Here is a 17,337-nt window from a genome sequence, read left to right on the forward strand (position 1 = left end):
TAGCCTCTGGGACATGCCCGCACCTCTCACCGATCCCGAGCAGCTCAAGGAACTGCTCGGGATTCCGTTCACCCCGGAGCAGACGGAGTGCATCGTCGCGCCGCCCGCCCCGCAGGTGATCGTGGCCGGGGCGGGCTCCGGCAAGACGACGGTGATGGCGGCCCGCGTGGTGTGGCTGGTCGGCACCGGCCGGGTCGCCCCCGAACAGGTGCTCGGGCTCACCTTCACCAACAAGGCGGCCGGAGAACTCGCCGAGCGCGTCCGCAAGGCCCTGGTCAAGGCGGGTGTCACCGATCCCGATGCCATCGACCCGGACAACCCGCCCGGCGAGCCGGTGATCTCCACCTACCACGCCTTCGCGGGACGGCTGCTGACCGACCACGGGCTGCGCATCGGCCTGGAGCCCTCCGCCCGGCTCCTCGCCGACGCCACCCGCTTCCAGCTCGCCGCGCGGGTCCTGCGCGAGGCCCCCGGCCCGTACCCGGCGCTCACCCGGTCCTTCCCCGACCTGGTCAGCGATCTCCTCGCGCTGGACGCCGAGCTGTCCGAGCACCTCGTCCGGCCGGAGAGCCTGCGCGCCTGGGACGCCGAGCTGCTGCTCGCCGTGCAGGGCGCCAAGCTCAGCAACGCCGAACTGCGCAAGGTCCCCGACACGGCCGCCGCCCGCCGGGAACTCGCCGAGCTGGTACTGCGCTACCGCGCCGCCAAACGCGAGCGCGACCTGCTCGACTTCGGCGACCAGATCGCCCTGGCCGCCCGCCTCGCCCGGCTCCCCGAGGTGGGACGGCTGCTGCGCGAGGAGTTCCGCGTGGTGCTCCTGGACGAGTACCAGGACACCTCGGTCGCCCAGCGCGTCCTGCTGGCCGGACTGTTCGGCCAGGGCACCGGCCACCCGGTCACCGCCGTGGGCGACCCCTGTCAGGCCATCTACGGCTGGCGCGGCGCCTCCGTCGCCAACCTGGACGACTTCCCCGAGCACTTCGCCCGCGCCGACGGCCGCCCCGCGACCCGCCAGGCGCTCAGTGAGAACCGCCGCAGCGGCGGCCGGCTCCTGGACCTCGCCAACGGCCTCGCCGAGCCCTTGCGCGCCCTGCACGCGGGCGTGGAGGCCCTGCGCCCGGCCCCCGGCGCCGAGCGCGACGGCCGGGTGCGCTGCGCCCTGCTGCCCACCCACGCCGAGGAGCTGGACTGGCTCGCCGACTCGATCGCCCATCTCGTCCGCACCGGCACGGCGCCGGGCGAGATCGCCGTGCTGTGCCGCACGGCCGGCGACTTCGCCGAGATCCAGGGCGCGCTGGTCGCCCGGGACGTGCCGGTCGAGGTGGTCGGCCTGTCCGGGCTGCTGCACCTGCCCGAGGTCGCCGACCTGGTCGCCGTCTGCGAGGTGCTCCAGGACCCCGGTGCCAACGCCTCCCTGGTCCGGCTGCTGACCGGCCCCCGCTGGCGCATCGGCGCCCGCGACCTCGCCCTCCTCGGCCGCCGCGCCCGGCTGCTGGTGGCCCACGCGCGCGTGGGCGGCGACGGCGACCCCGACCGCAGGCTCGCCGAGGCCGTCGAAGGCGTCGACCCCGCCGAGGTGATCTCCCTCGCCGACGCCCTGGACACCTTCCTGGAGCACACCGGGGACGCCGACGCCTTGCCGTTCTCGGCCGAGGCGCGCGTCCGCTTCGCCCACCTCGCCACCGAGCTGCGCGATCTGCGCCGCTCGCTGGCCGACCCGCTCATGGACGTGCTGCACCGGGTCCTCGCGGTCACCGGTCTGGAGGTCGAGCTGTCGGCGTCCCCGCACGCGCTGGCCGCCCGCCGCCGCGAGACCCTCTCCAACTTCCTGGACGTCGCCGCCTCCTTCGCCGCCGGGGACGGCGAGGCCACCCTCCTCGCCTTCCTGGGCTTCCTGCGCACCGCCGCCCAGTACGAGAAGGGCCTCGACAACGCCCTCCCGGGCGGCGAGAACACGGTCAAGGTGCTCACCGCGCACAAGTCCAAGGGCCTGGAGTGGGACGTGGTCGCCGTCCCCGGTCTGGTCACCGGCACCTTTCCCAGCGCCCAGGGCCGCGAGAAGTGGACCGCCCAGGCCAAGGTGCTGCCGCACGCCCTGCGCGGCGACGCCGAGACCCTCCCCGACATCGGCGCCTGGGACGCGCGCGGGATGAAGGCGTTCCACGAGGCGATGAAGGACCACCAGCACACCGAGGAACTCCGCCTCGGCTATGTCACCTTCACCCGCCCCCGCTCCCTCCTGCTCGGCTCCGGCCACTGGTGGGGCCCCACCCAGAAGCGCCGCCGGGGCCCCTCCGACTTCCTCACGGCCCTCTACGAGCACTGCGCCGCCGGGTACGGCGAGATCGAGGTCTGGGCCGACGAACCGGAGGACGACGCCGAGAACCCGGCACTGCACCGCCGCACCGCCGACCAGGCATGGCCCCTGCCCCTGGACGACACCGCCCTGACCCGCCGCCGTGCCGCCGCCCGCACCGTCCTCGCCCACCTGGACACCCTCGCGGCCCACGACCTCACCCGCGCGACCGCCCCCGCCCCCTACGACGACCCGGACTGGCCGACGGAACCCCCGGCGGAGGATCCGTACGAGGAGCCATACGAGGATCCGTACGAGGACGAGCGCGACGGGCTCGACGACGACCCGTACGGAGAGCAGCCGCACGAGTCACACGACCCGTACGAGCCGTACGAGCGGGACGAGTCGTATGAGCCCTACGAAGAAGAGCTGCACGGAGAGGATCCGGATCCGGCTCACGGAGAACCCGGCCATGAGGGGCCCCCCGAGCAGGGGCCCGCCCGCGGGAGGCACTCCGGGCCGAGGCCCGCCCAGGGGAGCCCCCCCGCCGTACCGCACCAGGCGTCCGCCCCGCGGGCCACCGCACCCCGCGACGACGAGAGCGCCGATCCCCTGACCCCCGAAGAGGCCCGTGCCGTCGCCTCCTGGGACCGTGACCTCGACGCGCTCACCGGGGAACTGCTCCGCGCGCGGGAGGCCGTCACGGAGGTGCGTCTGCCCGCCACGCTCACCACCACGCAGGTGATGCGGATGGCCGCCGACCCGGACGGCTTCGCGCGGGAGCTGGCCCGCCCCATGCCGCGCCCACCGCAGCCCGCCGCCCGCCGGGGCACCCGCTTCCACGCCTGGGTCGAGGCCCGCTTCGAGGAACTGACCCTGCCCCTGCTGGGCCCCGACGAGCTGCCCGGCGACGACGCCGAGATCGCGGACGAACGGGACCTGGAGGCCCTGAAGGAGGCGTTCGAGCGGACCGAGTACGCCCGGCGCACGCCCTACCGGGTGGAGGCACCCTTCCAGCTCGGCATCGCGGGCCGGGTGATCCGGGGCCGTATCGACGCCGTGTACCGCACCGGCGGGGGCGCCACCGGCGGCCGTACCGAGCAGGTGACAGCCCCGGACACAGATGCGGCGGAGACGTACGAGATCGTGGACTGGAAGACCGGGCGGAGCCAGGACGCCGATCCGCTCCAGCTCGCCGTCTACCGGCTGGCGTGGGCCGAGCAGCGGGGAGTGCCGCCGGAGGCGGTGACGGCGGCCTTCGTGCACATCCGCACCGGCGAGGTGGTGCGCCCCGAGGGACTGCCGGACCGGGCCGCGCTGGAACGGCTGCTGCTGGCGGACCCCGGCGACGAGCCGCCCGGTGACGAACAGCACGAACGGGTTGTCACTGTGGGCCGATAGGCTCGTGACCATGAGCCACACCCCGGACAGCGCCGTCCGTACGTACATCGCCGACCACCGCGAGCCCTTTCTCGACGGTCTGCGGGAGTGGCTGCGCATCCCGTCCGTGTCGGCCCAGCCCGAGCACGCGGCGGATGTCCGGCGCAGTGCGGACTGGCTCGCCGCCAAGCTGACCGAGACCGGTTTCCCGGTCGTCGAGGTGTGGCCCACGCCCGGCGCCCCCGCCGTCTACGCGGAGTGGCCCGGCGACGACCCGGCGGCCCCCACGGTCCTCGTCTACGGCCATCACGACGTGCAGCCCGCCGCGCCCGAGGACGGCTGGGACAGCGACCCCTTCGAGCCGGTCGTCCGGGACAACCGGCTCTACGCGCGCGGGGCGGCCGACGACAAGGGTCAGGTGCTGTTCCACACACTCGGCGTCCGCGCCCATCTCGCGGCGACCGGGCGCACCGCCCCGGCGGTCGGCCTGAAGCTGCTGATCGAGGGCGAGGAGGAGTCCGGTTCGCCGCACTTCCGGGCACTGGTCGAGGAGCGGGCGGACCGTCTCGCGGCGGACGCGGTGATCGTCTCGGACACGGGCATGTGGGCGGCCGACACCCCGACCGTGTGCACCGGGATGCGGGGCCTGGCCGAGTGCGAGATCCGGTTCCACGGCCCGGACCAGGACATCCACTCCGGTTCGTTCGGCGGCGCGGTGCCCAATCCGGCGACCGCCGCCGCCCGCCTCGTCGCCGCCCTGCACGACGAGCACGCGCGCGTGGCGGTCCCCGGCTTCTACGACGGTGTGGTGGAGCTGACCGACCGCGAGCGCGACCTGTTCGCCGAACTGCCCTTCGACGAGGAGAGCTGGCTGCACACGGCCAGGTCGTACGCGGCCGTCGGCGAGGCCGGGCACACCACCCTGGAGCGGGTCTGGGCCCGCCCGACCGCCGAGGTCAACGGCATCGGCGGTGGCTATCAGGGCCCCGGCACCAAGACGATCATCCCGTCCGAGGCCATGGTGAAGCTGTCGTTCCGCCTGGTCGCCGGACAGGACCCCGACCACATCGAGAAGGCGGTCCGCGCCTGGGCGGCCGAGCAGGTCCCGCCCGGCATCCGGCACGCCATCGAGTTCAGCGGCGCCACCCGCCCCTGTCTGACCCCGCTGGACCACCCCGCGCTCCAGTCCGTCGTACGGGCCATGAGCCGCGCCTTCGAGCAGCCGGTGCGCTACACGCGCGAGGGCGGCTCCGGGCCGGCCGCCGACCTCCAGGAGGTGCTGGGCGCCCCGGTGCTCTTCCTCGGCATCTCCGTCCCGTCCGACGGCTGGCACGCGCCGAACGAGAAGGTGGAGCTGGACCTGCTGTTCAAGGGCGTCGAGACCGCGGCCTACCTGTGGGGCGACCTCGCGGAGCACTGGGGCGGCGGGCAACGGGCCGCCGAGACCGACCAGCGCGGTGCGCGTGCCGCCGAGACGGACCAGCGAGGGGCGCTCGCCGCCGAGACGGACCGGCAGGGGCGGCTCCGCGGCACGGGGGAGCCGCACGGACCCCTCGGCGTCGCGCGGGACCAGCATGGGGCGCCCGGCGGCCAGGGAGACCACCACGGGGGACCTGGCGGCGAAGGAGACCAGCACGGACCCCCCGGCGTCGCGCAGGACCACCACGGGGCACCTGGCGGCGGGAGCGATCGGCACGGACCCCTCGATGGCGAGGGAAATCATGCGGCGCCCTGACCACCGTCCCGCGCCGTCCGGCAGGACCTCCCGCGCGGGGCACACTGGAAGGACCGCCCCGCCCGGCCGGGCCCGGCCGGACCAGGTCACCGCCTGCCGCACGTCCCGCCGAACCGCCCGCCGAAACGAACCGTTGCCCTGGGGGAGTTGGAAGCACCCGTGACCACCTGGACCGACCACACCGCCGACCGACCCGTCTCGCTCACCGCCCCCAGCGGCATCGACCGCGCCGCGCACCACCGGCTCGACGAGGCATGGCTCGCGGCGGCGTGGAGCCACCCCACGACCCGCTGCTTCGTGGTGTCCGGCGGCCAGGTCCTGATCGACGAGACGCCCGAGGGCCGCACCGAACTCGTCATGACCCCGTCCTTCGAGGCCCCCCTCACCGAGGCGCACCGCTACTTCCTGGGCATCGACGGGGACGGCGTGAGCTACTTCGCCCTCCAGAAGGACGCCCTGCCCGGCCGGATCGACCAGTCCGCCCGCCCGGCCGGCCTGCGCGAGGCCGGGCTGCTGCTCTCCCCGCGCGACGCCGGTCTCATGGTGCACGCGGTCGGCCTGGAGAACTGGCAGCGCACCCATCGCTTCTGCTCCCGCTGCGGGGAGCGCACGGTGATCGCCGCCGCCGGTCACATCCGCCGCTGCCCGGCCTGCGGCGCCGAGCACTACCCGCGCACCGACCCGGCCGTGATCATGGCGGTCACCGACGAGGACGACCGCATCCTGCTCGGCCGCCAGGTCCACTGGCCCGAGGGCCGCTTCTCCACGCTGGCCGGTTTCGTCGAGCCGGGCGAGTCGGTGGAGCAGTCGGTGCGCCGCGAGGTGTTCGAGGAGGCCGGGATCACGATCGGCCAGGTCGACTACGTCGCCAGCCAGCCGTGGCCGTTCCCGTCCAGCCTGATGCTGGGCTTCATGGCCCGCGCCACCACCACCGGGATCACCGTCGACGGCGACGAGATCGGCGAGGCCCGCTGGTTCTCCCGCGACGAACTGCGCGCCGCGTTCGACTCCGGCGAGGTCCTGCCGCCCTACGGCATCTCCATCGCGGCCCGGCTGATCGAACTCTGGTACGGCAAGCCCATGCCGACCCGCCACATGGCCTGACGCCCCCCACGCTCACCGTACGAAGGCCGACGGCCCCCTCCGACACATCCGGAAGGGGCCGTCCCTCTGACGGGCAACCGAACCCGGGCAACCGGGACCCGGCAGGCAGAACCCGGCGTCAGGCCGTGAGAGCCTGCTTGACCTGGGCCAGGCTCGGGTTGGTCATGACCACCTCGGCACCGCCGGAGGCCGGGACGACGCGCAGGGTCGGTACGGTCTGGTTCCCGTTGTTCGCCTTCTCCACGAAGGCCGCCGACTCCGGGTCCTGCTCGATGTTGATCTCGTTGTACGCGATGCCCTCGCGGTCAAGCTGGCTCTTCAGCCGGCGGCAGTAGCCGCACCACGTGGTGCTGTACATCGTCACAGTGCCCGACATGTCTCTCGTGCTCCTTATGCGGTTCCGGGGACGGGTGCTCGCGCTGATGGAACGTATCGGACCTGGCGACCATTCCCGCCCGGGGTATCGGGGCCGCTGTCCGGGCCGTCATCCGTCAGGTCGGCGGCAGCGCGCGGGGGCGAGCGGCGTCGACCGGCGTCGACCGGCATGGACCGGCATTGAGTCGAGCGGCATTAATACGACCGCGAGGGTGCCCCTGTGGACAACCGGCTCACCCGTCTCCGGCGACCTGGCAGCATGGCGGTGTGACAGCAGCAACGCACTCCCCTCTCTTCCCGCGGGTCCCGGACACGGCCGACGCGGTGCTCGAAGGGCTCGACCCCGAGCAGCGCGAGGTGGCCACCACCCTGCGCGGCCCGGTGTGCGTCCTGGCCGGTGCCGGTACGGGCAAGACGCGGGCGATCACCCACCGCATCGCCTACGGGGTCCGCGCAGGCATCCTCCAGCCCTCCCACGTGCTCGCCGTCACCTTCACCAACCGCGCGGCCGGGGAGATGCGCGGCCGGCTGCGCCAGCTCGGTGCCCAGGGCGTCCAGGCCCGTACGTTCCACTCGGCCGCGCTGCGGCAGCTCCAGTACTTCTGGCCGAAAGCGGTCGGCGGGGCCATGCCCCGGCTCGTGGACCGCAAGAGCCAGTTGGTCGCGGACGCCGCCGCGGCCTGCCGGCTCCGGCTGGACCGGGGGGAGCTGCGCGATGCCATGGCCGAGATCGAATGGGCCAAGGTCACCCAGACCGTACCCGCGGACTACGCGCTCGCAGCCGCGAAGGCGGGCCGTGACCTCCCTCGCGACCCGGCGGAGATCGCCCAGTTGTACGCGGCCTTCGAGGACCTCAAGCGGGCCCGCGGGGTCATCGACTTCGAGGACGTGCTGCTGCTGACCGTCGGCGTCCTCCAGGACCGCCACGACATCGCCGACCAGGTACGGGCCCAGTACCAGCACTTCGTGGTCGACGAGTACCAGGACGTCAGCCCGCTCCAGCAGCGGCTGCTGGAACTGTGGCTGGGGCCCCGGGACGACCTGTGCGTGGTCGGCGACGCCAGCCAGACCATCTACTCATTCACGGGAGCAACGCCGGACCATCTGCTCGACTTCCGCGCCCGCCACCCCGCTGCCACCGTCGTCAAGCTGGTCCGCGACTACCGCTCCACCCCCCAGGTCGTCCATCTCGCCAACGGACTGCTCGCCCAGGCCCGTGGCCGCGCCGCCGACCACCGGCTGGAACTGATCTCCCAGCGCCCCGCCGGCCCCGAGCCGGTGCACACCGAGTACGGGGACGAGCCCGCCGAGGCCGAGGGCGCCGCCCGGCGCATCCGCGCCCTGCTGGACACCGGGGTCCCGGCGGGCGAGATCGCCATCCTGTTCCGCGCCAACGCCCAGTCCGAGACCTATGAGCAGGCCCTCGCCGACGTCGGTGTCCCCTATCAGCTACGCGGTGCCGAGCGGTTCTTCGACCGGCCCGAGGTGCGCAGGGCCGGAGCCGCCCTGCGCGCCGCCGCCCGCTTCGGCGGCAACGACGCCGCCCTGGACGAGGCTGTCGACCTGCCCTCCCAGGTCCGTGCCGTGCTCTCCGGCGAGGGCTGGACCTCCCAGCCCCCGGCCGGGTCCGGAGCGGTGCGCGAGCGCTGGGAGTCGCTGGCCGCGCTGGTGCATCTCGCGCAGGACTTCGCCGCCGCCAGACCCGGCGCCACGCTCGGCGATCTGGTGGCCGAGCTGGACGAGCGGGTGAGCGCCCAGCACGCCCCGACCGTGCAGGGCGTCACCCTGGCCTCCCTGCACTCGGCCAAGGGCCTGGAGTGGGACGTCGTGTTCCTGGTCGGCGTCGCCGAGGGCATGATGCCGATCACCTACGCGAGAACGGACGAACAGATCGAGGAGGAGCGCCGTCTCCTCTATGTGGGGGTCACCCGCGCCCGGGAGCGGCTCCATGTCTCCTGGGCCCTCGCCCGCTCACCGGGCCACCGGCCCAACCGCCGGGCCAGCCGCTTCCTGGACGGACTGCGCCCCGGCTCCGCGGCGGGCGCGGCCCGTGCCGGGACGGGTGGCGGCGCGGGCGGGGTCGAGCGGGGGGTGCCCGGCGCGACCGGTGGCGAGCGGCGGCCCACCCGGCGCACCCCGGCCCGCTGCCGGGTCTGCGGGCGCACTCTCACCGACGCCGGTGAGATGAAACTGATGCGCTGTGAGGACTGCCCCTCCGACATGGACGAGGGGCTCTACGAGAGGCTGCGGGCCTGGCGGGAGGACATGGCCGGGCGCAGCGGGCAGCCCGCGTTCTGCATCCTCACGGACAAGACGATGATCGCGATCGCCGAGGCGGGACCGCAGGACGAGGGGGAGCTGGCCCGCATCCCGGGCGTCGGCGCCCGCAAGTTCCGCCGCTACGGGGCCGATGTGCTGGCCATCTGCGCAGGCCGGGACCTCGCCGAGCCCGACGACGAAACCTTTCCGAACTCATCGAAAAAATAGTTTGCGAAAGCCCCGTCAATCCCCATAGGTTCTTACACACGAGAGCAGCGGCCTTCTCGGAGGCCCTGATTCCGTGTTCTACTTACATATCCGACGGGTTGGTTCACCCCAGCCCCCCGATACGCCGAGAGGAGGCGAGTCCAGTGATCAGCATCAACACCAGCTTCAGCAGCACGGTCAAAATGACCGATCGCTCGACCGTCTCCCTGTGCATGCTCGGCTTGTCGATCCCGGGCACCGGTCTGTCCGGCATCACTGCCGTGCGCCCGGCTGCCCCCGTGTCTCCGGTCGGTCTCCCCGTCCGTGAGCGCAATGAGCGACCGACCGAGGCACTGGAAGCGGCAGTACTGGCTCAGGCAGACGCCTATGCCTTTACGGCGACCGGTGCCGGATTCCGGAAGCAGACGACGCAGCACCACCAGATGTGGGCCTTCCGTGGGCCAGAACCCTGGAGCGATCCAGCCTGATCGGCGATCAGGCCGGCACCCTTCCAGGGCCGCGGAACCCCATCCGGGATCCGCGGCCCTTCTGTTTTCCCCGAACGGGGAGGGCAGGACGAAGGGCCTCGGGACAAGAGAGAACCCGGTACCACAGCCGACCACCGGCCCCACAGGGCCGGACCGACCAGACGAGGAAGACGAACCGTGCAACTCGAAGCGCACGCCACGTCCGTACCGCCTTCCGGAACGATCCCGCCGCCCGGCCTCACGGAGGACTCCACCTTGACCCCGCTCACCGCGCTCACCTCGCTCGACGACGCCATCGAGAACCTCGGCGTACCCGTCCCCTGCCGTTCCTACGACCCGGAGGTCTTCTTCGCGGAGTCCCCGGCGGACGTCGAGTACGCCAAGTCCCTCTGCCGTACCTGCCCGCTGATGGAGGCCTGCCTCGCCGGCGCCAAGGAGCGGCGTGAGCCGTGGGGCGTCTGGGGCGGAGAGCTGTTCGTCCAGGGTGTCGTCGTCGCCCGGAAGCGTCCGCGTGGACGCCCGCGCAAGAACCCGGTCACGGCATGAACGCCGCAGGAACGATCGATCGCCCCCTCACGCTCGACCCCCAGAAGCAGGCCCCGATGAAGCCGTCCGCACACGAGCCCACCGGCTCGGCGACCGAAGACGTCAGCACCACCGGCGCGCACGACTCGCGCCAGAACAGGACCCGAGAGATGCAACTCATCCCAGAAGCACTGGCCCGTGCGCATATGCACGACCGGCTGCGTGAGGCGGAGCAGGAGCGTCGGGCGATCCGCCTGGCGGCGGCCCGCCGGATGCAGCGGCGGGCCGAGCGCGCCTCGATGCGCGCCCGCCGTGCGCTGGCCATGGCCGTCATGCAGTAATCCGCCCACACCTGAAGCGGTGGCCTCCCGGACCGACCGGGAGGCGAAGCCTTCACGCGGGGGCCGGTCCGTCCGAACGGACCGGCCCCCGCGGTGCGTTGTGTCCGTAATTGTCCAGGTGTGGAGTTATCGTCACCGGATGACGAGTGATGCCGGAGGCAGTGACGAGGACGGCCCGGCGAAGGCGGCCCGGACCCTGGCGTGCGCCCGCTGCGGAACGCCCGCCGAGGGACTGCGGCTCACCTGGACCTGCTCCGTGGAGAACGGTGTCCGCCGGTACTTCTGCGACACCTGCTCCCGCGAGAACCTCCGGGCGATCGAGGGGCGGCTCGACTCCTCCTGGTGGTAGCGGCGACCGCCGGGGGAACGGGGTGCGGCGGGGTGGGGCGGGGTCATGCCTCTGCGGCTGCTGTTCGGGGTCCGGTCGGAGGCTCGGCTTGGGGCCCGGTCGAGGGCTGGGGCCACGGTTTGGTCCGGGGCTTGGCTTGGGGCTGGGCTCGGGGCTTTGTCCGGGGCTCTTCCGCGATGCCGTCCGGATCACCGGCGGGCGGCTCCCCGGTCTCGGGGCCGGTGTCCTCTGGCTCGCTGCTCAGCGTCCGTGTGGTCCCGGCGTCCCCGGCCGTCGTTCAGTGTCCCCGTGGTTCCAGCGTCCCCGGCCTCGCCGTTCAGCGTTCCCGTGGTTTCAGCCTCCCCGGCCTCATCGTTCGGTGTCCCCGTGGTCCTGGCGTCCCCGACCTCGTCGTTCAGCTTCCCCGTGGGCCCAGCGTCCCCCGCATCGTCGTTCAGCGTTCCCGTCGGCCCGGGGCTCCCGGCCTCGTCGCTCAGTCTCGGCCCGACGCCCCCCGGGGCCTTTGCTCAGCGTCCCGGCGAGCCGGTGTCCTCGGGCTCGTCGGCGCCCTTCTTCTCAACTCCTCCCTCATCCCCGTCATCCTCCTCGACCCCGTCAACGCCCCCGCCCCACTCCTCCGCCTCGTCCCCCTCATCCTCCAAGTACTCCTCCGCCACGAACCCGGGCAGCCACTCATCCAGTTCGCCGCGCAGGCGGACCGTCGCGCCGAGCTGGCACAGGACGCCGATGGTGCTGAGCGTCACACGGTGTATCAGGAGATAGGCCGGGGGCAGATTGAGCTGCTTGCCGAGCTGGTAGGCGGGGGAGCGGACATCGGCGATCCGGGCGGCCTGGCTCCGCATCCAGGCGCGGGTGAAGGTGAACGCCTCGACCCGGGCCGGCTCGATGATCGGCAGCAGGTAGTCCATGACGGCTTCCGGGTCCAGCTCTATCGAATCCTTGACGAAGCCCTCCGCGCACAGCATCGCGTAGACCGCCTCCGCCTCGCCGTCCAGCGTCAGGCGCAGACTGTCGCCGATGGGCTCGGGCAGGCCGCCCGGGAGCCGGTCGACCGTGCCGAAGTCGAGGACACCGAGCCGCCAGTCGTCCGCGCCCTCGGGACCGCCGGGCAGCAGCCGGAAGTTGCCGGGGTGCGGGTCCGCGTGCAGCAGGCCGGTGCGGGCCGGGCCGGAGAAGAGGAAGCGGGCCAGGAGCTGGCCGGCGCGGTCGCGCTGCTCCTCGGTGCCGTCCGCGATGATCTCCGACAGCGGGATGCCGTCGATCCACTCCGTGATCAGGATCTGGTCGCATTGGTGGACCACAGCCGGGACCAGGACGTCCGGGTCGTCCGCGAACTCCTCGGCGTGCACCCGCTGGGCCTCGGCCTCCAGGCCGTAGTCCAGTTCCTCGGAGACCCGGTCGCGCAGCTCCGTGATCAGGGGCTTGATGTCCATGCCGGGGATCAGTGGACCCAAGAGGCGGGAGAAACGGCTCAATTGGTTCAGGTCGGACAGCAGGGCCTCGCCCGCGCCCGGATACTGGACCTTGACCGCGACCTCCCGCCCGTCCCGCCACACCCCCCGGTGCACCTGGCCGATGGAGGCCGCCGCCGACGGCTTGTCCTCGAACTCCAGGAACAGATCACACCAGTCCTCGCCGAGCCGCTCACCCAGCACCGCGTGCACCGTGCGGGTCGGCATCGGGGGAGCCGCCTCCTGGAGCTTGGTCAGCGCCGCCCGGTACGGTCCCGCGATCTCCTCCGGCAGGGCGGACTCGAAGACGGACAGCGCCTGGCCGAACTTCATCGCACCGCCCTTCAACTCGCCGAGCACCTTGAAGAGCTGTTCCGCGGTGCGCTGCTGAAGCTCACGGCCGACCAGCTCCGCCGATTCGCCCACGATCCGCTTGCCCAGGCCCCAGGTGGCCCGTCCGGCGAAACCGAGCGGGAGCGCGGCGAGCTTGGCGGTCCGGGTGACCGCCTTGCGGGGAAGATCAGACATGCGCCCTCCAAGTGCCGGACGGCCGCGCCGCGCGGGGGGTACGGCCCGACGTCCTCGACGACCGTTGCACCGCCATTGTCTCGTGCGACAGCCCTTCCTCCGAGGTGTCTTCCGTCCTACCTTTCTCGGCCGCTCCGCACGGACACGCCGGATGCGGCGGGACCGGCCGGGCATGCCACTGGAGAACCGGCAGCGACACCTCCCAGCGGGCGCCCGCGCCGGACGGCTCCCGGCCGTCCAGGAAGGCCAGCGCATGGGCGGCGGCCAGGGCGGCGACCGTCGCGGCCAGCGTCAGATCACAGGCGCGCACCTGGCGCCGCCGGCCGCCCGAGCGCCACTGCGCGACCAGCCGGGGCCAGTCGGGGTCGCGGTCCGTACGGGCCTCCTGGAGACAACCCGCGCAGCCCGTCGCACCGGGCAGGACCAGCGGCCCCACCACCCCCGTCGCCTCCACCACACCGGCGTACAGATGCGGCGTGCCGGATTCCAGGAATGGCCGGGCCGTCTCCGGGGCCGGGGCATGGACCGCCACGTCGTCGCGCGGCGCCAGGACCACGAGCGACAGGCCCGGGTCGCCGCCCTCCCCGGCCGGACCGGGGGCGTGGCGCGGCGCCCGGTCCGGGGCCGCCCGGCGTACCGCGCGACGGGCCGCGTCCACCCGGTGCTCACCCACCGACTCGGCCGGCAGCCCGCCCGGCGCCACATCCCACGGCTCCACCTTGCCGATGTCCCGCACATCGACCTCACCCACCCCGGCCCCCGACAGCAGCGCCGCCAGCGACACCCCCACCCGGCCCGCGCCCAGCACCCGGACCCGCATCGCCCGCCGGGCCGCCAGCCGGGCCATCGCGTCACCCGGCTCCGACGTCGTCACGGACAGGGACGCGTGATCCGGGCGCAGCCGGTCGAGCACCTCCTTACGGGCGCGCAGGGCGTCGGCGCCCGGACCGCCGCCCCGGGAGTCGTCCAGCAGTCCCGAGCCGGACAGCCGGTCCACCAGCGCGTCGACATGGCCGTCCGGCAGATCCATCCGACGGGCCTCGTCACGCAGCAGCGGCAGCCCCCGCGTGCCGTTGAGCAGTTCCAGGAAGTGCCCGGTGGCCGTGTCCATCGGCCCCAGGGTCATCGCGTGCGCCGGCGCCATGCCGAACTGCACGGTGTTCAGATCACGCCAGCCGCGCCGCAGCGCCGGTTTCACCATCGGATGCATCACAGGCCCCCCATAGCCCCAGAAGTGCAGCAGTGCACCAGTGCAGCAGTGCACAAGCCCGGTCGTTCAGTACCGCAGAAAGCGCAGTCGTCCAGAGACGCAGTAGCTCAGCAGCTCAGTGGTGCAGAAGCGCGGACATCCCGGCGCCTTCGCCGGTGGAATCGCTTCGGGAGCGCTCCGGCGCCCGCTCCGCCGACGGGATCCAGCATGCACGGGCCGGGCGGCGGAGGCCGAAAGTTGTCCACAGGTAGCGGGTATTCGTCGTACAAATCAGACGCTTGGCGGGGGATCGGCAACGGAACGGTTCCGGAGTCAAGACTTCACTCATGTGCAGCGGGTAACGTCGGGGCGTGCCCGCCGACCCACTGCACCGCGCCGGAACGCCACAGCGCAGCACGACGAGCCAGCCGCCGAGCGGCTCGGGGGCGAGCGCGATCGAGGTACGCAGAAGCGCCCGTCGACGACGGACGGTCTCGGCGTATCGCGAGGGCGATCGCACCGTCGTGCTCATCCCTGCCCGGATGTCCGAGGCGGAGGAGCAACGCTGGGTGAGCGTCATGCTGGACAAGCTGGCCGCCCAGGAGAGCAAGCGGGTCCTCGGCGACGCCGAGCTGGCCGAGCGCGCCGAGCGGCTGTCGGGGCAGTACTTCGGCGGCCGGGCCCGCCCGGTCTCCGTGCGCTGGGTCACCAACCAGAACACCCGCTGGGGCTCCTGCACGCCGTCCGACGGCAGCATCCGGCTCTCCCACCGGCTCCAGGGGATGCCCGAGTACGTCGTCGACTACGTCCTCCTCCATGAGCTGGCGCATCTGCTGGTACCCGGCCACGGGCCGCGGTTCTGGCGGCTGCTGGAGGCGTATCCCCGTACCGAGCGGGCGCGCGGCTATCTGGAGGGCGTGGTCGCCGCCGAGCGGCTGCCGCATCTGCCGGGCGCGCGCGAGGGGCGCGGTGACCGGGACGCCGATACGGACACGGACGACGCCGATACCTATGCGGATACCGATACGGATACCGATTCCGATTCCGGGAGCGGCGCCGAGGGCGAGGGCGAGTCCGGCGAGTGACCTCCCCGCGCGAGCGGCTACCTGCGGCACCTTCCACCGCCGCACCGCTGCACCGCCGGGACGGCGTGACCTCCCCGCGCGGGGCGGCCACCCGTGTCCGCCCCGCACATCAACCCCCCATCAGCCGCGCGTCAGCGCAGCCCCACTCGCCGTGATCTCTTCATGGCCGGGAGTCTTCGTTCTGTACCGGGTCTGTACCGACTTCGTCCGTTGTCCGGGATTGCCGTTAGCCTGACGCGACGCACTCGCATTCGGGATGGGGGACGGTCGTAGCGTATGGCCAGGGAATTCCAACGCGGCCACAAGGCCAAGGTCAGTGATCTCACCGCGGGGACCGATCTGTATGTAGGTGTGCAGATCTCGGGGCCCGGACTGACCTTCGACATCAGTTGCTTCGGACTCGACGCCGATGAACGGCTCTCCGACGACCGGTACTTCATCTTCTTCAATCAGCCGAAGTCCCCGGAGGAGTCCCTTCAGCTCCTGGGTGCCCAGGCGGGCGACACGGAGTCGTTCCGGGTCACCCTGGACCGGGTTCCGCAGCAGATCCAGAAGCTGTCGTTCACGGCGGCCCTCGACGGCGACGGGCAGATCTCGCAGATCGGCCCCGGGTACATCCGGATCGTCGCGGGCGGCGAGGAAGTGGCCCGCTACGCCTTCGACGGCTCGGAGTTCACCACCGAGCGGGCCGTGATGCTGGGTGACTTCTACCTCAAGGACGTCTGGCGGTTCGCCGCGGTCGGACAGGGCTTCGACGGTGGTCTGGACGCGCTGCTGAAGAACTTCGGCGGCGAGGTCATGGAGGAGGAGGCGCCGGACGCGCCCGAGCCGCAGCCCGGCGCCGGGGGCGCCACCCCTGGTTTCGCGCCCCCCGCCCAGGCCGCCGCACCACCACCCGCCTTCGGGGCACCGTCCGCTCCGGCCCCGGCCCCCGCGGCACCCGCCCCGCCCCCTGCGCCCGTTCCTGCCCCGGCCCCTGCCCCGGCCCCCGCGCCCGCGCAGGGCTTCGCCCCGCCGCCCGGCGCGACCCCGCCCCCGCCTCCGGCACCGGCACCCAATGTGCACTCCGCGCAGACCGTCGTCGCGCCCCTGCACACCCCTCCCGCGGGCACGGTCCCGCCCCCGGGCGCGCCACCCGCCGCTCCCGCCGCGCCCCAGGGCGGCCCGTTCACGCCTCCTGGCGGCGCCCCGGCAGGCGGCCCGTTCACGCCCCCCGGCGCGTCCCCCACAGGCGGCCCCTTCACCCCGCCCCCCGGTGCCCCCGTGGGCGGCCCCTTCACGCCCCCACCCGGCGGACCCGGCACCCCCGGCCTCGGCCAGCCCTTCGGTGGCGGTGTGCAGCTCGCGCCCGTGCCGCAGGAGGCCGGGCTGCGGAACGTCCTCGCCAGGTACGCCGAGGCACCCGTCGGCGACCGCTGGACCGAGCAGAACCCCGAGCTGGTGCGCGCGACCCTGTCCAAGGGCGCCAACATCCTCGCCAAGCAGGGCTCCATGGTCGCCTACCAGGGCGACATCGACTTCGCCCACAAGGGCTCCGGACTGCTCGGCAAGCTCACCGGGCAGCTCACCGGCCAGGGCATGGCCCTGATGCGCTGTTCCGGCGACGGCGAGGTGTTCCTCGCCGACGAGGCCAGCCGGCTCTTCGTGATCCGGCTCCAGGGCGAGCAGATCTACACCAGCGCGCGGGGCGTCCTCGCCTTCGACGAGGCGCTGGACACCGAGATCCGCCGTATCGAGGGCGCGGGACTGCCCGGCGGCGGACTGTTCAGCATGCTCTTCTCCGGCACCGGCGCGGTCGTGGTCAAGACCCGCGGGGTGCCCGTGGTGCTGCCCGTCGGACCGGCCACCTATGTGGACGGCAACGCCGTCATCGCCTGGTCCGCGGGCGCGCAGGCGGTCACCACCACCTCGCTCAGGCTGCGCCGCTCCGGCTACGCCCGGCAGAACTCGGAGGCCGTCAACCTCCAGTTCCGCGGCGCGCCCGGCAACTTCGTCGTCGTCCAGCCCTTCGAGGTGTGAGGCAGT

The 17,337-nt window shown here is 73.0% G+C and carries 11 protein-coding genes and 2 pseudogenes; 10 read left to right on the forward strand and 3 right to left on the reverse strand.

What is annotated here, in order from left to right:
* Positions 1 to 13 precede the first annotated feature (13 nt).
* From AB0O01_RS22625 to nudC, 3 genes and pseudogenes are all read left to right on the forward strand, one after another.
* The gene (locus AB0O01_RS22625) at positions 14 to 3,697 is read left to right on the forward strand and encodes a UvrD-helicase domain-containing protein (RefSeq protein ID WP_365315855.1); all 3,684 of its coding nucleotides are present in this window, start codon (positions 14 to 16) and stop codon (positions 3,695 to 3,697) included.
* 10 nt (positions 3,698 to 3,707) lie between these two features.
* Positions 3,708 to 5,096: pseudogene (locus AB0O01_RS22630) on the forward strand (dipeptidase); the annotation flags it as partial.
* Between the two features lie 474 nt (positions 5,097 to 5,570).
* Positions 5,571 to 6,515: an NAD(+) diphosphatase gene (gene nudC, locus AB0O01_RS22635; protein ID WP_365315857.1), complete on the forward strand. Its 945-nt coding sequence runs from the start codon at positions 5,571 to 5,573 to the stop codon at positions 6,513 to 6,515.
* 118 nt (positions 6,516 to 6,633) lie between these two features.
* Here the strand turns inward: nudC and AB0O01_RS22640 are convergent, their stop codons facing one another.
* Positions 6,634 to 6,891 carry a mycoredoxin gene (locus AB0O01_RS22640; RefSeq protein WP_365315858.1) on the reverse strand — a complete coding sequence of 86 codons (258 nt, stop codon included), beginning with the start codon at positions 6,889 to 6,891 and terminating at the stop codon, positions 6,634 to 6,636.
* A 266-nt stretch (positions 6,892 to 7,157) separates the two neighbouring features.
* On the opposite strand from AB0O01_RS22640, the gene AB0O01_RS22645 reads away from it, so the two are divergent.
* From AB0O01_RS22645 to AB0O01_RS22665, 5 genes are all read left to right on the forward strand, one after another.
* Positions 7,158 to 9,377, forward strand: coding sequence for an ATP-dependent DNA helicase UvrD2 (locus AB0O01_RS22645; protein ID WP_365315860.1), 2,220 nt, complete (start codon positions 7,158 to 7,160; stop codon positions 9,375 to 9,377).
* A gap of 143 nt (positions 9,378 to 9,520) precedes the next feature.
* Complete coding sequence (locus AB0O01_RS22650; protein ID WP_365315861.1) at positions 9,521 to 9,844, forward strand: hypothetical protein; 324 nt, start codon at positions 9,521 to 9,523, stop codon at positions 9,842 to 9,844.
* Positions 9,845 to 10,021: 177 nt separating this feature from the next.
* Positions 10,022 to 10,390 carry a WhiB family transcriptional regulator gene (locus AB0O01_RS22655; RefSeq protein ID WP_365315863.1) on the forward strand — a complete coding sequence of 123 codons (369 nt, stop codon included), beginning with the start codon at positions 10,022 to 10,024 and terminating at the stop codon, positions 10,388 to 10,390.
* Positions 10,387 to 10,710, forward strand: coding sequence for a hypothetical protein (locus AB0O01_RS22660; protein ID WP_365315864.1), 324 nt, complete (start codon positions 10,387 to 10,389; stop codon positions 10,708 to 10,710). The genes AB0O01_RS22655 and AB0O01_RS22660 overlap by 4 nt, the downstream gene beginning before the upstream one ends.
* Positions 10,711 to 10,849: 139 nt before the next feature.
* The gene (locus AB0O01_RS22665; protein ID WP_365315865.1) at positions 10,850 to 11,059 is read left to right on the forward strand and encodes a hypothetical protein; all 210 of its coding nucleotides are present in this window, start codon (positions 10,850 to 10,852) and stop codon (positions 11,057 to 11,059) included.
* 506 nt (positions 11,060 to 11,565) lie between these two features.
* Here AB0O01_RS22665 and AB0O01_RS22670 read toward each other — a convergent pair.
* Together AB0O01_RS22670 and AB0O01_RS22675 are read right to left on the reverse strand one after the other, a co-directional pair.
* A complete protein-coding gene (locus AB0O01_RS22670) occupies positions 11,566 to 13,038 on the reverse strand; it encodes an AarF/ABC1/UbiB kinase family protein (RefSeq protein WP_365315866.1) in 1,473 nt (490 codons plus the stop codon).
* Complete coding sequence (locus AB0O01_RS22675; RefSeq protein ID WP_365315868.1) at positions 13,031 to 14,248, reverse strand: TOMM precursor leader peptide-binding protein; 1,218 nt, start codon at positions 14,246 to 14,248, stop codon at positions 13,031 to 13,033. The genes AB0O01_RS22670 and AB0O01_RS22675 overlap by 8 nt, the downstream gene beginning before the upstream one ends.
* 350 nt (positions 14,249 to 14,598) lie before the next feature.
* On the opposite strand from AB0O01_RS22675, the pseudogene AB0O01_RS22680 reads away from it, so the two are divergent.
* Together AB0O01_RS22680 and AB0O01_RS22685 are read left to right on the forward strand one after the other, a co-directional pair.
* Positions 14,599 to 15,189 (forward strand): annotated as a pseudogene (locus AB0O01_RS22680) (M48 family metallopeptidase); the annotation flags it as partial.
* Positions 15,190 to 15,588: 399 nt separating this feature from the next.
* Positions 15,589 to 17,331: a TerD family protein gene (locus AB0O01_RS22685; RefSeq protein ID WP_365315870.1), complete on the forward strand. Its 1,743-nt coding sequence runs from the start codon at positions 15,589 to 15,591 to the stop codon at positions 17,329 to 17,331.
* The last annotated feature ends 6 nt before the right edge of the window (positions 17,332 to 17,337 follow it).

Origin of the sequence: Streptomyces sp. NPDC093252 (assembly GCF_040683675.1) — a bacterium.
In the GTDB taxonomy this organism is placed as follows: domain Bacteria; phylum Actinomycetota; class Actinomycetes; order Streptomycetales; family Streptomycetaceae; genus Streptomyces.

Coding starts and splice junctions, on each gene's coding strand:
- AB0O01_RS22625 (WP_365315855.1), top strand. CDS start 14: ATGCCCGCACCTCTCACCGATCCCGAGCAGCTCAAGGAACTGCTCGGG.
- AB0O01_RS22640 (WP_365315858.1), bottom strand. CDS start 6,891: ATGTCGGGCACTGTGACGATGTACAGCACCACGTGGTGCGGCTACTGC.
- AB0O01_RS22660 (WP_365315864.1), top strand. CDS start 10,387: ATGAACGCCGCAGGAACGATCGATCGCCCCCTCACGCTCGACCCCCAG.
- AB0O01_RS22665 (WP_365315865.1), top strand. CDS start 10,850: ATGACGAGTGATGCCGGAGGCAGTGACGAGGACGGCCCGGCGAAGGCG.
- AB0O01_RS22670 (WP_365315866.1), bottom strand. CDS start 13,038: ATGTCTGATCTTCCCCGCAAGGCGGTCACCCGGACCGCCAAGCTCGCC.
- AB0O01_RS22675 (WP_365315868.1), bottom strand. CDS start 14,248: ATGCATCCGATGGTGAAACCGGCGCTGCGGCGCGGCTGGCGTGATCTG.
- AB0O01_RS22685 (WP_365315870.1), top strand. CDS start 15,589: ATGGCCAGGGAATTCCAACGCGGCCACAAGGCCAAGGTCAGTGATCTC.